Source organism: Pseudomonas huaxiensis (genome assembly GCF_003231275.1).
Taxonomy (GTDB): Bacteria; Pseudomonadota; Gammaproteobacteria; order Pseudomonadales; family Pseudomonadaceae; genus Aquipseudomonas; species Aquipseudomonas huaxiensis.
Window position 1 is genome coordinate 17,427 of record NZ_QKVL01000024.1, and the last position, 18,506, is coordinate 35,932.

The following is an 18,506-nucleotide window of genomic DNA, read 5'->3' on the forward strand; positions in this document are numbered from 1 at the left end:
AAGGGGGCGCGATTATGCCAGAAATCCCCGGTAATCGATGCACTGGCTGCCGACCGGTTGATCGCTTCAGCGAAAGTTCCGTTCAGGTATCGAATGCGGCGGGTATCGGAAAACGTCGGCAAAAAGCCGGGAGAATGTGGCTTTCTGAAGGTAACAGGATGAACTTTTGATGTCGGAAAGGTTTCAAACAAACGTATGAAATTTGTGAGAATCCATTACGGTTTCATGTTCGCACGCGCAATGATAGACCCGGGTACCTGTTCGAACAGGTACCGGGAGGTCTTCGCGGCACGTTAATGAAGGGCGTGCATCAGGGCTCTTCGGGCTTGAGTTCCTCTTCAATCTTGCGAAGTTCCTCGGCAAACGCCTGGTCCATGACGGTGGCGCGTTTGCGCCAGGGTTTGCGTTCCGGGTCGGGTTGAGCGGCATAAGTCGTGACTTCTCCGCCATAAACATCCTTGTAACGTTGTTCCTGGCGCTCAAGTTCCGCGCGCAGTTCTTCTTTCGTCACAGTGCTACCTGTTGATCAAAGTTAACGCTGGCTTTTCGCGAGGGCGTTGTTGCGAGAGTGCGTAACGCGCACGCGGCTACGTTGCCAGTGTAGTAATGGCTGTCGCAGCTACAGACATTCTGTATGTGCCGACGCGCACTGGCGTCTGACACGCTGGATCCGGCAACTGACAACTTTACGTCAGTGTTGGATCCCTTCTCGATGGCGCCGGGTGGGCGGCATCAGGTTTTGAGTATAGCAATTGCAATCAGGAAGGATACCGTTCAAGTAAGCCTTGCAAGAATGGACAATAAAAGAAGGGTCTTTGTTTCAACCGTTGTGGCGTACACCACTACTTCCGGGAAACATCCGGGTCGGGTTGGTCGGTTGTGCTTTAAATGAAAAACGGCCTCGCTGGTGGGCGAGGCCGTGCCCGGGGACTTCTACGGTGGGTACCTGACCAGTCTCTCCAAGAAGCCACATTGTGGCTGGGGAAAGGTATAAGCAATTGTGGTCAGCGGTCAATTGCGATTATCGGTCGATGGTTCGATAATCGCCCTTGTGTGTGAGTGACCGAGGTGAGTCATGAGTGATGAAGCAACACCCAAAGGACCTGGTTTGAACGACAACGTGCGCAGTTCCTTTGCGTCCCTGGCCCCGCCCATCGTGGCTTCGCCGGCCAGGCGTATCCAGGCGTTCACCGGTGATCCGGATTTCATGACCTCTCTCGCGCGAGGTCTGGCAGTGGTGCAGGCGTTCCAGGAGCGCAAGCGGCACCTGACCATCGCCCAGATCAGCCACCGCACCGAGATTCCCCGGGCCGCAGTGCGCCGCTGTTTGCATACGCTGATCAAGCTTGGCTATGCCACCACCGACGGCCGCACTTATTCGCTGCTGCCCAAGGTGCTGACGCTGGGTCATGCCTATCTGTCTTCGACGCCGTTGGCGGTGTCGGCGCAGCCTTATCTGGACCGCATGAGCGACCAGCTCCACGAGGCCTGCAACATGGCCACCCTGGAAGGCGATGACATCCTTTATATCGCCCGCTCGGCCACGGTCCAGCGGCTGATCTCGGTAGACCTGTCGGTGGGCGGCAGACTGCCGGCCTATTGCACGTCCATGGGCCGGATCCTGCTGGCGGCGCTGGATGACGCGACCCTTCACGAATACCTCGAACACGCCGATCTGCAGGCCAAGACCAGCCGCACCATCCACGACCGGCAAGCGCTGCTGGAATGCCTGCAACAGGTGCGACAGCAAGGCTGGTGTGTCGTCGACCAGGAACTGGAGCAGGGCCTGCGTTCGATTGCCGTGCCGGTGTATGACGCTTCCGGCCAGGTGCTGGCCGCGCTCAACGTCAGCACCCACGCCGGGCGGGTCAGCCGTAGCGAGCTGGAGCAGCGGTTTCTGCCGATCATGCTGTCCGCCAGTCGCGACCTCAGCACCCAGTTGTTCGCCTGACGGCGGCGCGATCCTGTTCGATAAACGCACACTGTTGCGTTTATCGAATTGCACCGTCCGGTGCGCCTGATTAATGTCCCTCGCAACGGTTGGCCCGCCCCGACTGTCAATAATAATGAAGCGAGAGGCATAGCCCCATGACCCGCACCCTTTCCCCGAGCCGCCCGTCTCCCTGCCGACGATGCGGACGCTAGAAATTTCCGTCTGACTGAACTGATCCGCCTTCGCTTCGACGTGCGCGCCTTTCCGGTGCTCGCGCGCTTTCTTCTGGATAAAAAAACAATGAATAGTCCGCAAGCTCCTATTGGAACGCCACTGGATGTCCAGTCGTTCATCAACGCCCAGCCCCTGTCGCGCTACCAATGGCGGGTGGTGATTCTCTGTTTTCTGATTGTCTTCCTCGACGGCCTGGACACTGCCGCCATGGGCTTCATCGCCCCGGCGTTGTCGCAGGACTGGGGCATCGACCGCGCGAGCCTGGGCCCGGTGATGAGCGCCGCGCTGATCGGCATGGTCTTCGGCGCCCTGGGCTCCGGGCCGCTGGCCGACCGTTTCGGACGCAAAGTGGTATTGGTCGGTGCCGTACTGGTATTCGGTGCCTTCAGCCTGGCCTCGGCCTACAGCACCAACGTCGACCAGTTGCTGGTGCTGCGCTTCCTGACCGGCCTGGGTCTTGGCGCCGGCATGCCCAATGCCACCACGCTGCTGTCCGAGTACACCCCCGAGCGCCTCAAGTCGCTGCTGGTGACCAGCATGTTCTGCGGCTTCAACCTGGGCATGGCGGGTGGCGGTTTCATCTCGGCCAAGTTGATCCCGGCGTTCGGCTGGCACAGCCTGCTGCTGATCGGTGGTGTGCTGCCGCTGCTGCTGGCGCTGGTGTTGGTGGTGTGGCTGCCGGAGTCGGCGCGTTTCCTGGTGGTGCGTAACCGCAGCATCGAGAAGATCCGCAAGACCCTCGCGCCCATCGACCCGGCGACCGTGGCCCAGGCCAGCGCCTTCACTGTGCCGGAACAGAAGACCGTCAAGAGCCGCAACGTGCTGGCGGTGATCTTCTCCGGCACTTACAGCGTCGGCACCTTGCTGCTGTGGCTGACCTACTTCATGGGTCTGGTGATCGTTTACCTGCTGACCAGTTGGTTGCCGACCCTGATGCGCGACAGTGGCGCGAGCATGGAGCAGGCAGCGTTCATCGGCGCGTTGTTCCAGTTCGGCGGCGTGCTCAGCGCGGTGGGCGTGGGCTGGGCGATGGACCGTTTCAATCCGCACAAGGTTATCGGCACCTTCTACCTGCTCGCCGGGGTGTTTGCCTACGCGGTGGGGCAGAGCCTGGGCAACATCACCTTGCTGGCGACGCTGGTGCTGATTGCCGGGATGTGCGTCAACGGCGCGCAATCGGCCATGCCATCCCTGGCGGCGCGATTCTATCCGACCCAGGGCCGGGCGACCGGTGTGTCGTGGATGCTGGGTATCGGGCGCTTCGGCGCGATCCTCGGCGCCTGGATGGGCGCGACGCTGCTGGGGCTGGGCTGGAACTTCGAGCAAGTGCTGACGGCGCTGGTGATTCCAGCTGGTCTGGCGACCGTGGCGGTGGTGGTGAAGGGGATTGTCAGCCACGCGGACGCGACCTGATCGCTAATTGCTTAGGGCCTCATCGCTGCGGTTCGGCGCCCCGACAAGCCAGCTCCCACAGATTTGGTGCATGCAGGCCCTGTGGGAGCTGGCTTGCCAGCGATAGGGCCCTTGAAAACGCATCACAATCCAGACTCTTAGCTCAATAACAATCCGTTCGATAATCGAACGCTATGCCGATTATCGGATTGAACAGCCCCGCACCCCGCCTTAATCTGAATTCATACCGGCGCCGCTCAAGGCGCCTTGAAACTGACCTCGACTCAGCACATCCAGGAGTCTTCCATGGCTGCAATCCTCTCGCTCCACGACGCCGTGAAGCAGTTCGTCCACGACGGTGACAGCGTTGCCCTTGAAGGCTTCACGCACCTGATTCCGACCGCCGCCGGGCATGAAATCATTCGTCAGGGCAAAAAGGATCTGACGCTGGTGCGCATGACGCCCGACCTGATCTACGACCAGTTGATCGGCGCCGGCTGCGCGAAAAAACTGATCTTCTCCTGGGGCGGCAACCCGGGTGTCGGTTCCCTGCACCGTCTGCGTGATGCCGTCGAGAAGCAATGGCCGCACGACATCGAAATCGAAGAACACAGCCACGCCGACCTGGCCAACGCCTACGTCGCCGGCGCTTCCGGCCTGCCATTCGCGGTGCTGCGTGCCTACGCCGGTTCCGACCTGCCGAAGGTCAACCCGCTGATCAAGACCGTGACCTGCCCGTTCACCGGTGAAGTACTGGCCGCCGTGCCGTCGGTGCGTCCGGACGTCACCGTGATCCACGCGCAGAAAGCCGACCGTAAAGGCAACGTGCTGCTGTGGGGCATCCTCGGCGTGCAGAAAGAAGCGGCCCTGGCGGCCAAGCGCTGCATCGTCACCGTCGAAGAGATCGTCGACGACCTGCAGGCACCGATGAACGCCTGCGTCCTGCCGACCTGGGCGCTGTCTGCGGTCTGCCTGGTACCGGGCGGCGCGCATCCGTCCTACGCCCACGGTTACTACGAGCGCGACAACCGCTTCTACCAGGCCTGGGACCCGATCGCCCGCAACCGCGAAACCTTCACCGCCTGGATCGACCAGTACATCCGTGGCACCGCCGACTTCAACGAATTCAAGGCAAAACTGGCCAGCGCTTCGGAGGCTGCACAATGAGCTACTCCACCAATGAAATGATGACCGTCGCCGCCGCCCGCCGCCTGCAGAACGGCGCCGTATGCTTCGTTGGCATCGGCCTGCCGTCCAAGGCTGCCAACCTGGCCCGCCTGACGTCCTCGCCTGACGTGGTGCTGATCTACGAATCAGGTCCGATCGGCGCCAAGCCGACTGTACTGCCGCTGTCCATCGGTGACGGCGAACTGGCCGAAACCGCTGACACCGTGGTGCCTACCGGCGAAATCTTCCGCTACTGGCTGCAAGGCGGGCGCATTGACGTCGGCTTCCTCGGCGCCGCTCAGGTCGACCGCTTCGGCAACATCAACACCACCGTGGTCGGTGACTACCACGCGCCGAAAGTGCGCCTGCCGGGTGCCGGTGGCGCGCCGGAAATCGCCGGTTCCGCGAAGACCGTGCTGATCATCCTCAAGCAGTCCAACCGTGCGTTCGTGGACAAGCTGGACTTCATCACTTCCGTCGGTCACGGCGAAGGCGGCGACTCCCGCAAACGTCTGGGGCTGCCAGGCCAAGGGCCGGTGGGCATCATCACCGACCTGTGCATCATGGAGCCGGAAGCCGGCACCAACGAATTCGTGGTCACCGCGATCCACCCGGGCGTGACCCGTGAGCAGATTGTCGCCGCCACCGGCTGGGCCATTCGTTTCGCCGACAACGTTGAAACCACCGCAGAACCGACCGAAGTCGAGCTGACCGCCCTGCGTGACCTCGAAGCCCGTACCGCTGCGGCCCACGGCCAGGCGCCAGGAGAAGCGTGATGCGTGACGTATTTATCTGCGACGCGATTCGCACCCCGATTGGCCGCTTCGGCGGTGGCCTGGCCGGCGTTCGCGCCGACGACCTGGCTGCTGTGCCGCTGAAAGCGCTGATCGAGCGCAACCCGACCGTCCAGTGGGACCAGATCGACGAAGTATTCCTCGGCTGCGCCAACCAGGCCGGTGAAGACAACCGCAACGTGGCGCGCATGGCGCTGCTGCTGGCCGGTCTGCCGGAAAGCGTGCCGGGCGTGACCCTGAACCGCCTCTGCGCCTCGGGCATGGACGCGGTGGGCACTGCCTTCCGCGCCATCGCCAGCGGCGAGATGGAGCTGGCGATCGCCGGCGGCGTCGAGTCGATGTCCCGCGCGCCGTTCGTGATGGGCAAGGCCGACAGCGCCTACTCGCGCAACATGAAGCTGGAAGACACTACCATCGGCTGGCGCTTCATCAACCCGTTGATGAAAGCCCAGTACGGCGTCGACGCCATGCCGCAGACCGCCGACAACGTGGCGGACGACCATCAGGTGTCCCGCGCCGACCAGGACGCCTTCGCCCTGCGCAGCCAGCAGCGCACCGCTGCCGCCCAGGCTGCCGGCTTCTTCGCTGAAGAAATCGTGCCGGTGCGTATCGCCCACAAGAAGGGCGAGACCATCGTCGAGCAGGACGAGCATCCACGTGCTGAAACCACGCTGGAAGCGCTGACGAAACTGAAGCCGGTCAACGGCCCGGACAAGACCGTCACCGCTGGCAACGCCTCGGGCGTCAACGACGGTGCCGCGGCAATGATCCTTGCCTCCGCCGAAGCGGTGAAGAAACACGGCCTGACCCCGCGCGCCCGCGTGCTCGGCATGGCCAGCGCCGGTGTGGCGCCACGGGTGATGGGCATCGGCCCGGTCCCGGCAGTCCTCAAACTGACCGAGCGTCTTGGCGTGGCGGTCGCTGACTTCGACGTGATCGAACTCAACGAAGCCTTCGCCAGCCAGGGCCTGGCCGTGCTGCGCGGTCTCGGCCTGGCCGACGACGCACCGCAGGTCAACCCGAACGGCGGCGCCATCGCCCTCGGCCACCCGCTGGGCATGAGCGGCGCACGCTTGATCCTCACCGCCTTGCATCACCTGGAAAAAACCGGTGGCCGCAAAGGTCTGGCGACCATGTGTGTTGGCGTCGGACAGGGTCTCGCCCTGGCTATCGAGCGCGTGTAAAACCAATGACCCCGGACGGGCGGCCTCCACGCAAGGCCGGTTGTCCGGGGTGATTGTCTGGCGGAACGAGAGTGTTACTGAGTGTGTCTAGACTCAGTGATACCCTCCAGGAGTAAAGCAGTCATGACTTCAACCTATTACACCGGTGAAGAACGCAGCAAACGCATCTTTGCCATCGTTGGTGCGTCCTCGGGCAACCTGGTCGAATGGTTCGACTTTTACGTCTACGCCTTCTGCGCCATCTATTTCGCGCCGGCGTTCTTCCCGTCTGACGACCCCACGGTGCAACTGCTCAACACCGCCGGTGTATTTGCCGCGGGCTTCCTGATGCGCCCGATCGGTGGCTGGCTGTTCGGCCGTGTTGCCGACCGTCATGGCCGCAAGAATTCGATGATGATTTCCGTGCTGATGATGTGCGCGGGTTCGCTGGTGATTGCCTGCCTGCCGACCTACGCCAGCATCGGTGCCTGGGCGCCGGCGCTGCTGCTGGTTGCCCGACTGTTCCAGGGGTTGTCGGTAGGGGGCGAATACGGCACCACCGCCACCTACATGAGTGAAGTGGCGCTGCGCGGTCAGCGTGGATTTTTCGCCTCGTTCCAGTACGTCACGCTGATCGGCGGGCAACTGCTGGCGGTGTTGGTGGTGGTGATCCTCCAGCAACTGCTGAGCGAGGACGAACTGCGCGCCTGGGGCTGGCGGATTCCGTTCGTGGTCGGCGCCATCGCCGCCGTGATCTCGCTGTTCCTGCGCCGCTCGCTGGAAGAAACCAGCAGTGCCGAAACCCGCAACGACAAGGAAGCCGGCAGCATCGCCGGGCTGTTCCGCAACCACACCGCCGCCTTCATCACCGTGCTTGGCTACACCGCTGGCGGTTCGCTGATTTTCTACACTTTCACCACCTACATGCAGAAGTACCTGGTGAACACCGCCGGGATGAGTGCCAAGACCGCCAGCTTCATCATGACAGGCGCCCTGTTCCTGTACATGTGCATGCAGCCGCTGTTCGGCATGTTGTCCGACCGGATCGGCCGGCGTAATTCGATGCTGCTGTTCGGTGCGCTGGGCACGCTGTTCACCGTGCCGATCCTGCTGGCACTGAAGACCGTCACCAGCCCGTTCCTGGCGTTCGTGCTGATCACCCTGGCGCTGTGCATCGTCAGTTTCTACACCTCCATCAGTGGCCTGGTGAAGGCCGAAATGTTCCCGCCACAGGTGCGCGCGCTGGGCGTTGGCCTGGCCTACGCGGTGGCTAACGCAGTGTTCGGTGGCTCCGCTGAATACGTGGCCCTGGGCCTGAAATCCATGGGCATGGAAAACACTTTTTACTGGTACGTTACCGCGATGATGGCGATCGCCTTCCTGTTCAGCCTGCGCCTGCCGAAGCAGGCCGCGTACCTGCACAACGATCATTGACCCAGTGGCGCGCCCTGACCGGCGCGCCCCGTTGAAGGACCTGTCATGACTCCACGACCGGGCAACCAGTTGTTCGATGCCTACTTCACCGCGCCCGCCATGCGCGAGATCTTTTCCGACCGTGGCCGCATCCAGGGCATGCTCGATTTCGAAGCCGGACTGGCCCGTGCCGAAGCCGCCGTCGGGGTGATCCCGGCAGTGGTGGTGGCGCCGATCGAACTGGCCTGCAAGGCCGAACGCTACGATTTCGCCGCCCTGGCAGAAGCCATCGGCATCGCCGGCAACTCGGCGATTCCGCTGGTCAAGGCGCTGGGCAAGGTGATCGCCAGCGGCGTGGCCGAGGCCGAGCGCTACGTGCACCTCGGCGCTACCAGCCAGGACGCGATGGACACCGGCCTGGTCCTGCAATTGCGTGATGCCCTGGCCCTGATCGACGACGAACTGGCGCACTTGGCCGACGCCCTCGCCACCCAGGCCCGCGCCCACGCCGACACACCGCTGGCCGGGCGCACCTGGCTGCAGCACGCGACCCCGGTGACCCTGGGCATGAAGCTCGCCGGCACCCTCGGCGCCCTGGTCCGTCATCGCCAGCGCCTGCGCGAACTCAAACCGCGCCTGCTGACCCTGCAGTTCGGCGGCGCGTCCGGCACCCTCGCGGCGCTGGGTGACAAGGCGTTGCCGGTGGCCGAAGCGCTGGCCGACCAGTTGGGCCTGAACCTGCCGGAACAGCCTTGGCACACCCAACGCGACCGTCTGGTGGAATTCGCCTCGGTGCTCGGCCTGGTCGCCGGCACCCTGGGCAAGCTGGGCCGCGATATCAGCCTGCTGATGCAGACCGAAGCCGGAGAAGTCTTCGAGCCGTCGGCACCGGGCAAGGGCGGTTCCTCGACCATGCCGCACAAGCGCAACCCAGTGGGCGCCGCCGTGCTGATCGGCGCCGCGACCCGTGTCCCTGGCCTGCTCGCCACGCTGTTCGCCGCCATGCCCCAGGAGCACGAGCGCAGCCTCGGCCTGTGGCACGCCGAATGGGAAACCCTACCGGAAATCTGCTGCCTGGTGTCGGGCGCGCTGCGTCAGGCGCGGATCATCGCCGAGGGCCTGGAAGTGGACGCCGAGCGCATGCGCCGCAACCTCGACCTGACCCAGGGCCTGGTCCTGGCCGAAGCGGTGAGCATCGTTCTCGCCCAGCGCCTGGGCCGCGATGCCGCGCACCATCTGCTGGAGACCTGCTGCAAACGCGCGGTCGCCGAACAACGCCATCTGCGCGCCGTGCTCGGCGACGATCCGCAGGTGAGCGGCGAACTGTCGGCAGACGAACTCGACCGTCTGCTGGACCCGGCTCACTACCTCGGCCAGGCCCGCGCCTGGGTCGAGCGTGCGCTGGCCGAACATCAACGATTCAAAGCCTGAGGAGGCTGCTGTGGGAAGCGTACAACTCGCCGATGGCGTTCTGAACTACCAGCTCGATGGCCCTGAAGGCGCACCGGTGTTGGTGCTGTCCAACTCGCTGGGCACCAACCTGCACATGTGGGACACCCAGGTGCCGGCCTTCGCCACGCATTTCCGCGTGCTGCGCTACGACACCCGCGGCCACGGCGATTCGCTGGTCACCGATGGCCCGTACAGCATCGAGCAACTGGGCCGCGACGTGCTGGCGCTGCTGGATGCCTTGAAGCTGGACCGGGTGCATTTTTGCGGCCTGTCCATGGGCGGTCTGATCGGCCAGTGGCTGGGCATCAATGCGCCGGAGCGCCTGAATCGCCTGATCGTCTGCAATACCGCAGCCAAGATCGGCACGCCGGAGATCTGGAACCCGCGCATCGAGATGGTCCTGCGTGACCGCGAGGCGGCGATGGTCGGCCTGCGCGATGCGTCCATCGAGCGCTGGTTCACCCCGGCGTTTGCCGGTTCCAACCCGGATCAGGCCAAGCGCATCACCGACATGCTCGCGTCCACCTCGCCTGAAGGTTACGCGGCCAACTGCGGCGCCGTTCGCGATGCTGATTTCCGCGATCAACTGGGCGAAATCAAGGCGCCGCTGCTGGTCATCGCCGGCAGCGCCGACGCGGTGACCCCGCCGTCGGGCAGCCTGTTTATCCAGGAGCGGGTGGCCGGTGCCGAGTTCGCCGAGTTCCACGCTGCGCACCTGTCCAACGTTGAAGTGGGCGAGCCGTTCAGCCGCCGCGTCATCGATTTTCTGCTGGCCCGTTGAGGAGCTGTTTTCGTGGATGAGAAACAACGTTACGACGCTGGCATGCAAGTGCGTCGCGCGGTACTGGGCGATGCCCACGTGGACCGCAGCCTGACCAACCTGACCGAGTTCAACAGCGAGTTCCAGGAAATGATCACCCGCCACGCCTGGGGTGATATCTGGACCCGTCCGGGCTTGCCGCGGCACACCCGCAGCCTGATCACCATCGCCATGCTGATCGGTATGAACCGCAACGACGAACTGAAACTGCACCTGCGCGCCGCCGCCAACAACGGCGTGACCCGCGATGAGATCAAGGAAGTGCTGATGCAGAGCGCGATCTACTGCGGAATTCCGGCGGCCAATGCCACCTTCCACCTGGCGGAATCGGTGTGGGATGAGTTGGGGGTTGAGTCCAGGGCTTGATCTTCAGGGCCTCATCGCCGGCAAGCCGGCTCCCACAGGTTGGTGCACGCAGTACCTGTGGGAGCCGGCTTGCCGGCGATGAGGCCCTCGAATCAAACCACAGCCTTTTTCTGCCGAATCGCCACCGGCCCTGCATTGTGTTCCACCGCCGCCTTCAACTCCGGCCGCATCCCCAGCATGAACGCCAGCTCCGCCACCACGAACAACGGCCCGACGATCAGCCCGCTGATATCGTCGACGAACGCCGGCTTGCGCCCCTCGTAGTAATGCCCGACGAACTGGATTACCCAGCCGACGAAAAACAGCCCCAGCCCGGCCACCAGCCATACCGACGTGCTTTGCACCGCCAGCGCTTGCCCAGCCCACAGGCAGGCTCCGAGAAGGGCGCTCATCACCACACCGAAGCGCAGGTCCAGGCGCAGGTAGAACCACACCGACGCCAGCGCCGCGACGAAAGCCGGCGACAGCCACAGCCCGCCCACTTCAAGTCCCGGCCGTGACAGCAGCACGGTGACCGCCACCACGATCATGGGGATACCGACGAAGTGGGTCGCGATGTTGCGCGGGTCACGGTGGTAGCTGGCATATTGACTCAGGTGTTCCACGAGGTTTTTCATTGTTATTCCTCCTGTTGGGATGGCCCAGCATGGACTGCGGCCGGGCGCCAGTCTGTCGCCTGGCCGACAGAGTCACTTTTCGAGGCTTGGGATGAACGATCGTTGCGCCTGGCGCGAGCAACTCTTGCATGGTCACTGGTTCCGGCAACTCTCACCTGCGTTGCAGGATAGCCTGCTGGACGCCGCCCGCCCGCGCGCGCTGGCCGCCGGCGAGCGCCTGTTCCAGCGCGGCGATGCGCCCTGCGGGCTGTATGCGGTACTGGTGGGCGCGGTGCGGATCGGCGCGGTGAATGCCGGGGGCAAGGAGGCGCTGTTGACCCTGATCGAACCGCCGCACTGGTTTGGCGAAATCTGCCTGTTCGACGGCCAGCCGCGTACTCATGACGCCTTCGCCGAAGGCCCGACCACGCTGCTGCGAGTGCCACAGGCGACCTTGCTGAGCCTGCTTGACCAGCAACCGGCGTACTGGCGCGAGTTCGCCTTGTTGATGAGCCACAAGTTGCGTCTGGCGTTTGTCGCTCTGGAACAGCAAAGCCTGATGGGCGCCGCCCCGCGCTTGGCGTATCGGCTGTTGCAGATGGCGGCGGGGTACGGCGAGGTGGATGGTGAGCGGCGGGTGTTGCAGTTGTCCCAAGAGCAACTGGCGCTGATGCTGTCGCTGTCGCGGCAGACCACCAACCAGATTCTCAAGGCGCTGGAGCAGGACGGGGCGGTGCGCTTGAGTTATGGCGAGATCGAGATTCTTGATCCGGGGCGGTTGCAGCGGTTGGCTGGGAAGTGAGGGTGGTCTTGCGGACCTCATCGCTGGCAAGCCAGCTCCCACGGGGTGCGGTGTCGCCAGATACCTGTGGGAGCTGGCTTGCCAGCGATGAGGCCCTAAAGATCACATCAATCCGGCTGAAACGGCGACTGACTCAAAATCACCCCAGTCTCCTCCACATACTTCTGCCATTCCCCCAACAGTGCCTCCAGCTTCGCCGGCTGTTCCGCTGCCAGGTCATGAATTTCCCCCGGATCCCGACTCAAGTCATACAACTGCCAGGTCGCCGGCCCCACCGGTCCCGGGATATACACCGCTTTCCAGTGCCCCTGGCGAATCGCCCGGCGGCCGAACAGTTCCCAGCCGGTGACGGTGTGTTCGTCGTGCACCTGCTCGGTCTCGCCCGACAGATACCCCAGCCACGACTTGCCCCGCAGCGGCGCGACATCGCGGCCGCGCCAGCGCTTGCCGGGATGGCGTACCCCCGCCAGGTCGAGCAGGGTCGGGGTGATGTCCATCACGGTGCTGAATTCATGGCTGATCTGTTTCTGCCGCGATAGCGCCGGGTAGTGCAGCAGCGCCGGTACGCGGATGCCGCCTTCGGTGGTGAAGGCCTTGAACAGCCGCGACGGCGCGGTGGCCGCCTGCGCCCAATGTGGGCCGTACCAGACGTAGGAGTTGGCCCGGCCAATGTTTTCCAGGCTGTTGTCGTAATGCTGGTCGAGATAGCTGGCCAGGTGCGGACCGAATTTCGGGAAGGCTTCCAGCAGCGCGCCTTCGGCGCCGTTGTCGGACATGAACAGCACCAGGGTGTTGTCCAGCTGGCCCTGGTTGCGCAGGTAGTCCAGCACCCGGCCGATGTTCCAGTCCATGCGCTCGACCATCGCCGCGTAGACCTCCATCGACCGCGCCGAGCGCTGGCGTTGTTCGTCGCTCAGCGCCTGCCACTGGCCGTCCACCGGATGGGCCTCGGTGTCGGCGGCGATCAGGCCGAGGGCGCGGAGTTTTTCCAGGCGCTCCTGGCGCAGCACCTCGGGGCCGGCGTCGTAGCGGCCCTTGTAGCGCTCGACCACGTCGGCCGGCGCCTGCAGTGGCCAGTGCGGCGCGGAGAAGGGCAGGTAGGCGAAGAACGGCCGGCTCTGGTCGCGCTCCTTGAGGTACTGCAGCAGCTTGTCGCCGAAGGCGTCGGAGGAATAGAAATCCTTCGGCAACTCGTCGATGAACTGGTCGTCTTCGATGTACAGCGCCGGGGTGGATTTCAGCAGGCCCGGGGTGTCGTCGTCGTAGGTCGGCTCGAAGCCGTAGTGGTTGGCGGCGCCCGGCAGCAGGGCGAAGGAACGTTCGAAACCGCGGGCGTGAGGCGCCAGCTCGGCGGTCAGGCCCAGGTGCCATTTGCCGCTCATCAGCGTCTGGTAGCCGGCTTCGCGGAGCAGTTCCGGCAGGGCCACCACGCGGTCGTTGAGGTAGCCCTCGTAGCCGGGCTTGCCGATCAGTTCAGGTGTCAGCGCCTCGGCCATGGTGCCGATGCCGGCGATATGGTGGTCGGTGCCGGTGAGCAGCATTGAGCGGGTCGGCGAGCAGGTTGGCGCAGTATGAAAATCGGTCAGGCGCAGGCCGGCGCTGGCCAGGGCGTCAAGGTTCGGCGTGGCGATCTCGCCGCCGAACGCGCCGATGTCGGAGAAGCCCAGATCGTCGGCAACGATGACCAGGAAGTTGGGGCGATGGCTCATGAAGCGCTCCTCAGCAGGCCAGGTAAGTCAGGGGCAGGTCGTGGATCCGCGGTGCCGGTGTCGGCAGGTAGCGGTCGTCGCGGGTCAGTTCGTGCAGCAAGGTTTCCCGCAGCAGGTGAAAGTCCAGGCTGGCGCGCTGGCGCGGGTGCGGCAGGTCGATCTCGACCACGCGCTTGATCCGCCCTGGCCGGGGCTCCAGCACCACCACGCGGTCGGCGAGGAAGATCGCTTCCTCGACGTCATGGGTCACCAGCAACGTGGTGATGCGCGCCCGCTCGCGGATCGCCAGCAGTTCGTCCTGCATCTGCTGGCGGGTCAGGGCATCGAGGGCGCCGAAGGGTTCGTCCAGCAGCAGGATGCGCGGGCTGGCCACCAGGCCGCGGGCGATCGCCACGCGCTGGGCCATGCCACCGGAAAGCTGGTGCGGGTAGGCGGCGCTGAAGTCGTGCAGGCCGACCAGGGCGATGAAGTCTTTGACCCGCTGCTGTTTCGTCGCAGCGTCCAGTGCTTCGTTGACCAGGCCCAGCTCGATGTTCTCGGCCACCGTCAGCCAGGGGAACAGGCGGTGCTCCTGGAAGACGATGCCGCGCTCGCTGCCGATGCCGCTGACCCGCTTGCCGTCGATCAGGATCTGGCCCTGATAGTCGTTGTCGAGGCCGATCAGCAGGCGCAGCAGGGTGGACTTGCCGCAGCCGCTGGCGCCGACGATGGCGACGAATTCGCCTTCGCGGATATCAAGGTTGAAGTCGCGCAGCGCTTCGACATCGCCATCGCTGACGGCGAAGCGCTTGCTGACCTGTTGAAAGCTGACCAGAGGGGAAACCTGTGCATTCATGCGCGTCTCCAGCGCGTGGCACGCGCTTCGATATGTTGTCCGAGGGCGCCGAGCAGGGCGCCGGTGAAGCCGACCAGAAGCATCCCGGCCATGATCTGGTCCATACGCAGCAGTTGCTGGGCGGCGATCATCAGGCTGCCGATGCCACCGCCCGAGGGCATGAAGTATTCGGCGCCGATGGTACCGAGCCAGGAATAGATCAGGCCGATGCGCAGGCCGGCGAAGATCCCCGGCGCGGCGTTGGGCAGCACCAGCCGGCGCAGGCGCTGCCAGCGGCTCAGGCGCAGCACCCGGGCCGCTTCGTGCAGTTGCGGCGAGACGCTGGCGACGGCGCGCTGGGTGGCGATGAACAACGGGAAGAACGCCGCCAGGCCGACAAATACCCACTTGGCCAGTTCGCCCAGGCCAAACCAGGCGGTCAGCAGCGGCACCCAGGCGAACAGGGCAATCTGCCGCAACCCGGAGAGGCTCGGACCGAGCAACTGCTCGGCGCGTGACGACAGCCCCAGCAACAAGCCGAACAGCAGACCCAGCCCGCCACCCAGCAGCAGACCGCCGAGGGCGCGGCCGAGGCTGATCGCCAGCGAGCCGCTGAGGCTGCCGTCGATCACGCCGTTGCCAAGGGTGTCGAGCACCGCCAGCGGCGCCGCGAGAATATTGGCGTCGACCCACTCGGCCTGGCTCGCCACCTGCCAGAGGGCGAGCAGGGCCAGCGGCAGAATCAGCGCCTGCAACCGCTCGACGCCGCGCAGGCGCTGGATCCGCAGTTCGGCAGTCGCCGGATGTGGCCAGTGCAACAGGCGACGGTCGAGCCAGCCAAGGCCATGGTCCATCAGCAGGCCGATCACGCCGATCACCGCGATGCAGACGAAAACGATATCCAGCATGAACAGTTGCCGCGCCCAGACCATCAGGTAGCCGATGCCTTCGCTGGAGGCCAGCAGTTCCACCGCCAGCAGCGAGGTCCAGCCGGTGGCCAGCGCCAGGCGCAGGCCGGCGAAGAACGACGGCAGCGCGGCTGGCAGGATCAGCCGGGTGATCAACAGGTGCGGCGGCAGGCGCAGCACTGCGGCAGCTTCACGCAGACGGGGCTGGGCATCACGCACGCCGACCAGGGTGTGCAGGGTGATCGGCACGATGATCGCCTTGACCAGCACCACTAGCTTGAGGGTTTCGCCGATGCCGAACAGCGCCATGAACAGCGGCACCCAGGCCAGGGTCGGAATCTGCGCAAGCGTGTTGAAGGTCGGCAGCACCAGGCGCTCGCTGCGCCGACTGAAGCCCAGCCAGGCGCCGAGCACCGCGCCGGCACTGACCCCCAGCAGCAGGCCGACGAACAACCGCCAGAGGCTGATGCCCAGGTGCAGCCAGAGTTCGCCGTGGCCCAACTCGACGGCGCTGCTCCAGATCAGTGAAGGCGGTGGCAGGATCTGTTCGCTCATCCATTCATGACGGCTCGCCAGCCACCACAGCGCGGCTAGCGCCAGCGGCAGATACCAGGCGTTCAACCGCTGCCAGGGCAGGCGGTTGAAACCTTGCGCGGTGGGCGGGTCGGTCAGCGGCAAGGCTGAGCGGGAAGCGTGGGCCATGAAGACCTCCGGATTGGCTGCACAGGCGGTTCTTTACTTAGTTCTTATTGATCTATTTATTGATTGATAAATTCGATCGGGTAATAAGAAATGCATTTAAAGCGCACAGTCAAAGCAGCGGCCAATGCATTCGAAGCATATTTTTCGTGTGCTTCATGCATAGCCCATAAGGACGCCGGCTCCAGCGCTCATATGTAATAAAGTTATTAAAATGTAATTTCTTAGTATTTAACTTGCGCGACGGAATAGCGTTAGGTGGCGGCACCATTACAAGGAGCCGCGTGCCATGAACCTGTCGCTCAACCGTGTTTTCAGCCTGTTCGCCGTCCCCGCCCTGGCCGCTGTCGTCGGCTGGTTGCCTGCCGAAGCGCTAGGCGCCGAGGTGAAGCAGATCCGCATCGCTGTGCCTGACTTGAGCGCCGGCACTCAGCACTCGGGGGGCGGCATCACCGACGTGTTGCAGGAGCAGCAACTGCTGGAAAAAGCCTTCGCCGCCGACGGCATCAGCATCCAGTGGAACTACTTCAAGGGCGCCGGTCCGGTGATCAACGAGGCGTTCGCCAACGGCCAGGTCGACTTCGCCTACCTGGGCGATCTGGCGGCAATCATCGGCAAGGCCAATGGCGTCGATACCCGGCTGCTCGCGGCCACAGCGCGCGGGGTCAAGCACTACCTCGGCGTCGCCCCGGACAGCGGCATCAAGACGCTGCAGGACCTCAAGGGCAAGCGGGTGGCGATATTCCGTGGCACCGCCACGCAACTGTCATTCGATGCCGCGCTGGCCAGTCAGGGCCTGAGCGAGAAAGACCTGAAAGTCATCAACCTGGACTTCAACGCCGCCATTGCCGCGTTGGCCGCCAAACAGATCGACGCCACCTGGGGCTCGACCGGGATCACCGCGCTGAAAGAGCGCGGCCTCGCCGAACTGCCGCTGAGCACCCGCGACCTGGGCGGCGCCGGCAATGTCCAGGCGGTGCTGGTAGGGTCCGGTGCGTTTATCGATGCCCATCCCGAGATCGTGGCGAAGTTCCTCGCCGCGCAGCAGCCCGCGGTGCAGTGGCTGACCAGTGACGGCAACAAGGACGCCTATGTGCAGTTGGTCTCGTCCCGCGCCAGCTACCCGCCGGCGATCCTCACCCATGACCTGAAGGACGAGCACCTGAGCCAGATTTTCCCCGCTACCCTCGACGAGCAGTTCCTCACCCGCCTGCAGGCCTCGGTGGACCTGGCGGCCAAGGAACGGCTGATTCGCAAGCCGTTCCAGGTCAACCAGTGGCTGGCGCCCCAGGCTATCCGGCCAGTTCCTGTGGCACAGGCTGGCGGTCAAGAGTAACCAGGGTTTCGATCATCGCCCGGGCAGCCGGCGAGAGGCGGTAACCGCTGCGGCTGACAATGCCGCAGCGGGCGCTGAGGCTGTCGAGGTTGGTGGGCAGGTTGCGCCAGTGCAACTGGACTAACTCGCTGCGGCCGATGTACGCGGAAAAAGCCTCTTCGGTGCCGATGCCGATGGCGTTGCTGTCCTGCACCACGCGTAACAGGGTCGGCAGGTGTTCGGTTTGCACCTGAGGTGAGAAGTCGGTCTTGCCGCTCAGGTTGGCCAGCAGCTTGCGCACTCCTGGCGGGATCAGCGAGGTAGCCAGCGGGTAGTCGAACATGTCGTTGGTGGACAGGCTGTCCTTGGCCAGCAGCGGGTGGCCAGGGCGGCAGAAGAACAGGCCGCGGCGGGGCGTGAGGGCTTGGGTCTGGAAATTCGGGTCGGCCTCGAAATGGCGGATATCGGCGACGAAAAATTCGACTTCCTCACGGTTCAACGCGCGGCTGAGTTTTTCCCAGTTATCCACCTGCAGGCGGGTGCGCACTTTCGGGTGCGCGTTGACGAACTGCGCCAGCGCCCGCGGCACCAGTTCCGCTGCCGGCGCCGGACCGCAGCCGAAGCGCAGTTCGCCGGCATCGAGCTTGGTCATCTGCAGCACTTCGCTGCTCAGTTGCGCCGCGCCCTGCACCAGGCGCAAGGCGTGCTGCAGGACCACCTGGCCTTCGGGCGTGGGGCGCAGGTCCTTGTTGCCGCGGTCCACCAGCACACAGCCGAATTCCTGCTCCAGGCCTTGGATACTGCGGCTGAATGCCGGCTGGGTGATACCCATGGCCTCGGCCGCGCGAACGAAACTGCGGTGTTCAGTAAGGGCGATGAAGTAGCGCAGTTGACGAAGATCCATATGCATTTCCGGCATTTCAAAAATA

17 protein-coding genes are annotated in these 18,506 nt (G+C 64.3%); 11 read left to right on the forward strand and 6 right to left on the reverse strand.

Features of this window, described 5'->3' with window-relative positions:
• Positions 1 to 310: 310 nt before the first annotated feature.
• Entirely contained in the window at positions 311 to 511 is a 201-nt protein-coding gene (locus tag DM374_RS21650; protein ID WP_110971735.1) for a hypothetical protein, read from the reverse strand.
• Positions 512 to 1,075: 564 nt separating this feature from the next.
• Here DM374_RS21650 and pcaR point away from each other — a divergent pair.
• The 9 genes from pcaR to pcaC all read left to right on the forward strand — a co-directional run bounded on the left by pcaR (position 1,076) and on the right by pcaC (position 10,734).
• Positions 1,076 to 1,951 carry a pca regulon transcriptional regulator PcaR gene (gene pcaR, locus DM374_RS21655; RefSeq protein ID WP_177431591.1) on the forward strand — a complete coding sequence of 292 codons (876 nt, stop codon included), beginning with the start codon at positions 1,076 to 1,078 and terminating at the stop codon, positions 1,949 to 1,951.
• A gap of 282 nt (positions 1,952 to 2,233) precedes the next feature.
• A complete protein-coding gene (locus DM374_RS21660) occupies positions 2,234 to 3,580 on the forward strand; it encodes an MFS transporter (protein WP_110971737.1) in 1,347 nt (448 codons plus the stop codon).
• Between the two features lie 285 nt (positions 3,581 to 3,865).
• Positions 3,866 to 4,726, forward strand: coding sequence for a CoA transferase subunit A (locus tag DM374_RS21665; protein ID WP_110971738.1), 861 nt, complete (start codon positions 3,866 to 3,868; stop codon positions 4,724 to 4,726).
• Positions 4,723 to 5,502 carry a CoA-transferase subunit beta gene (locus DM374_RS21670; RefSeq protein WP_095154765.1) on the forward strand — a complete coding sequence of 260 codons (780 nt, stop codon included), beginning with the start codon at positions 4,723 to 4,725 and terminating at the stop codon, positions 5,500 to 5,502. Before DM374_RS21665 ends, DM374_RS21670 begins: the two co-directional genes overlap by 4 nt.
• Positions 5,499 to 6,704, forward strand: a complete 1,206-nt coding sequence (gene pcaF, locus DM374_RS21675; RefSeq protein ID WP_175652198.1) for a 3-oxoadipyl-CoA thiolase — start codon at positions 5,499 to 5,501, stop codon at positions 6,702 to 6,704. The genes DM374_RS21670 and pcaF overlap by 4 nt, the downstream gene beginning before the upstream one ends.
• Before the next feature lie 123 nt (positions 6,705 to 6,827).
• Complete coding sequence (locus tag DM374_RS21680) at positions 6,828 to 8,117, forward strand: MFS family transporter (protein WP_110971740.1); 1,290 nt, start codon at positions 6,828 to 6,830, stop codon at positions 8,115 to 8,117.
• A 45-nt stretch (positions 8,118 to 8,162) separates the two neighbouring features.
• Entirely contained in the window at positions 8,163 to 9,527 is a 1,365-nt protein-coding gene (locus tag DM374_RS21685) for a 3-carboxy-cis,cis-muconate cycloisomerase (protein ID WP_110971741.1), read from the forward strand.
• Between the two features lie 10 nt (positions 9,528 to 9,537).
• A complete protein-coding gene (gene pcaD, locus DM374_RS21690) occupies positions 9,538 to 10,329 on the forward strand; it encodes a 3-oxoadipate enol-lactonase (RefSeq protein ID WP_110971742.1) in 792 nt (263 codons plus the stop codon).
• A 12-nt stretch (positions 10,330 to 10,341) separates the two neighbouring features.
• The gene (gene pcaC / locus DM374_RS21695) at positions 10,342 to 10,734 is read left to right on the forward strand and encodes a 4-carboxymuconolactone decarboxylase (protein ID WP_095154770.1); all 393 of its coding nucleotides are present in this window, start codon (positions 10,342 to 10,344) and stop codon (positions 10,732 to 10,734) included.
• Positions 10,735 to 10,826: 92 nt separating this feature from the next.
• On the opposite strand, the gene DM374_RS21705 is transcribed toward pcaC, so the two are convergent.
• On the reverse strand, positions 10,827 to 11,351 hold the full coding sequence (locus tag DM374_RS21705; RefSeq protein WP_110971744.1) for an Mpo1 family 2-hydroxy fatty acid dioxygenase: 525 nt from the start codon (positions 11,349 to 11,351) through the stop codon (positions 10,827 to 10,829).
• 91 nt (positions 11,352 to 11,442) lie between these two features.
• Between DM374_RS21705 and DM374_RS21710 the strand changes: the two genes are divergently transcribed.
• Complete coding sequence (locus DM374_RS21710) at positions 11,443 to 12,132, forward strand: Crp/Fnr family transcriptional regulator (protein WP_110971745.1); 690 nt, start codon at positions 11,443 to 11,445, stop codon at positions 12,130 to 12,132.
• A 107-nt stretch (positions 12,133 to 12,239) separates the two neighbouring features.
• Here the strand turns inward: DM374_RS21710 and DM374_RS21715 are convergent, their stop codons facing one another.
• Genes DM374_RS21715 through DM374_RS21725 form a run of 3 tightly spaced genes read right to left on the reverse strand, consistent with a single transcriptional unit; the run spans position 12,240 to position 16,265 of the window.
• Positions 12,240 to 13,841, reverse strand: coding sequence for an arylsulfatase (locus DM374_RS21715; protein WP_110971746.1), 1,602 nt, complete (start codon positions 13,839 to 13,841; stop codon positions 12,240 to 12,242).
• A 10-nt stretch (positions 13,842 to 13,851) separates the two neighbouring features.
• A complete protein-coding gene (locus DM374_RS21720; RefSeq protein ID WP_110971747.1) occupies positions 13,852 to 14,676 on the reverse strand; it encodes an ABC transporter ATP-binding protein in 825 nt (274 codons plus the stop codon).
• Positions 14,673 to 16,265: an ABC transporter permease gene (locus DM374_RS21725; protein ID WP_110971748.1), complete on the reverse strand. Its 1,593-nt coding sequence runs from the start codon at positions 16,263 to 16,265 to the stop codon at positions 14,673 to 14,675. The genes DM374_RS21720 and DM374_RS21725 overlap by 4 nt, the downstream gene beginning before the upstream one ends.
• Before the next feature lie 286 nt (positions 16,266 to 16,551).
• On the opposite strand from DM374_RS21725, the gene DM374_RS21730 reads away from it, so the two are divergent.
• Positions 16,552 to 17,598: an ABC transporter substrate-binding protein gene (locus DM374_RS21730; RefSeq protein ID WP_110971749.1), complete on the forward strand. Its 1,047-nt coding sequence runs from the start codon at positions 16,552 to 16,554 to the stop codon at positions 17,596 to 17,598.
• Here the strand turns inward: DM374_RS21730 and DM374_RS21735 are convergent.
• On the reverse strand, positions 17,555 to 18,481 hold the full coding sequence (locus DM374_RS21735; RefSeq protein ID WP_110971750.1) for a LysR family transcriptional regulator: 927 nt from the start codon (positions 18,479 to 18,481) through the stop codon (positions 17,555 to 17,557). The two genes, DM374_RS21730 and DM374_RS21735, sit on opposite strands and share 44 nt — an antisense overlap.
• Positions 18,482 to 18,506 lie beyond the last annotated feature (25 nt).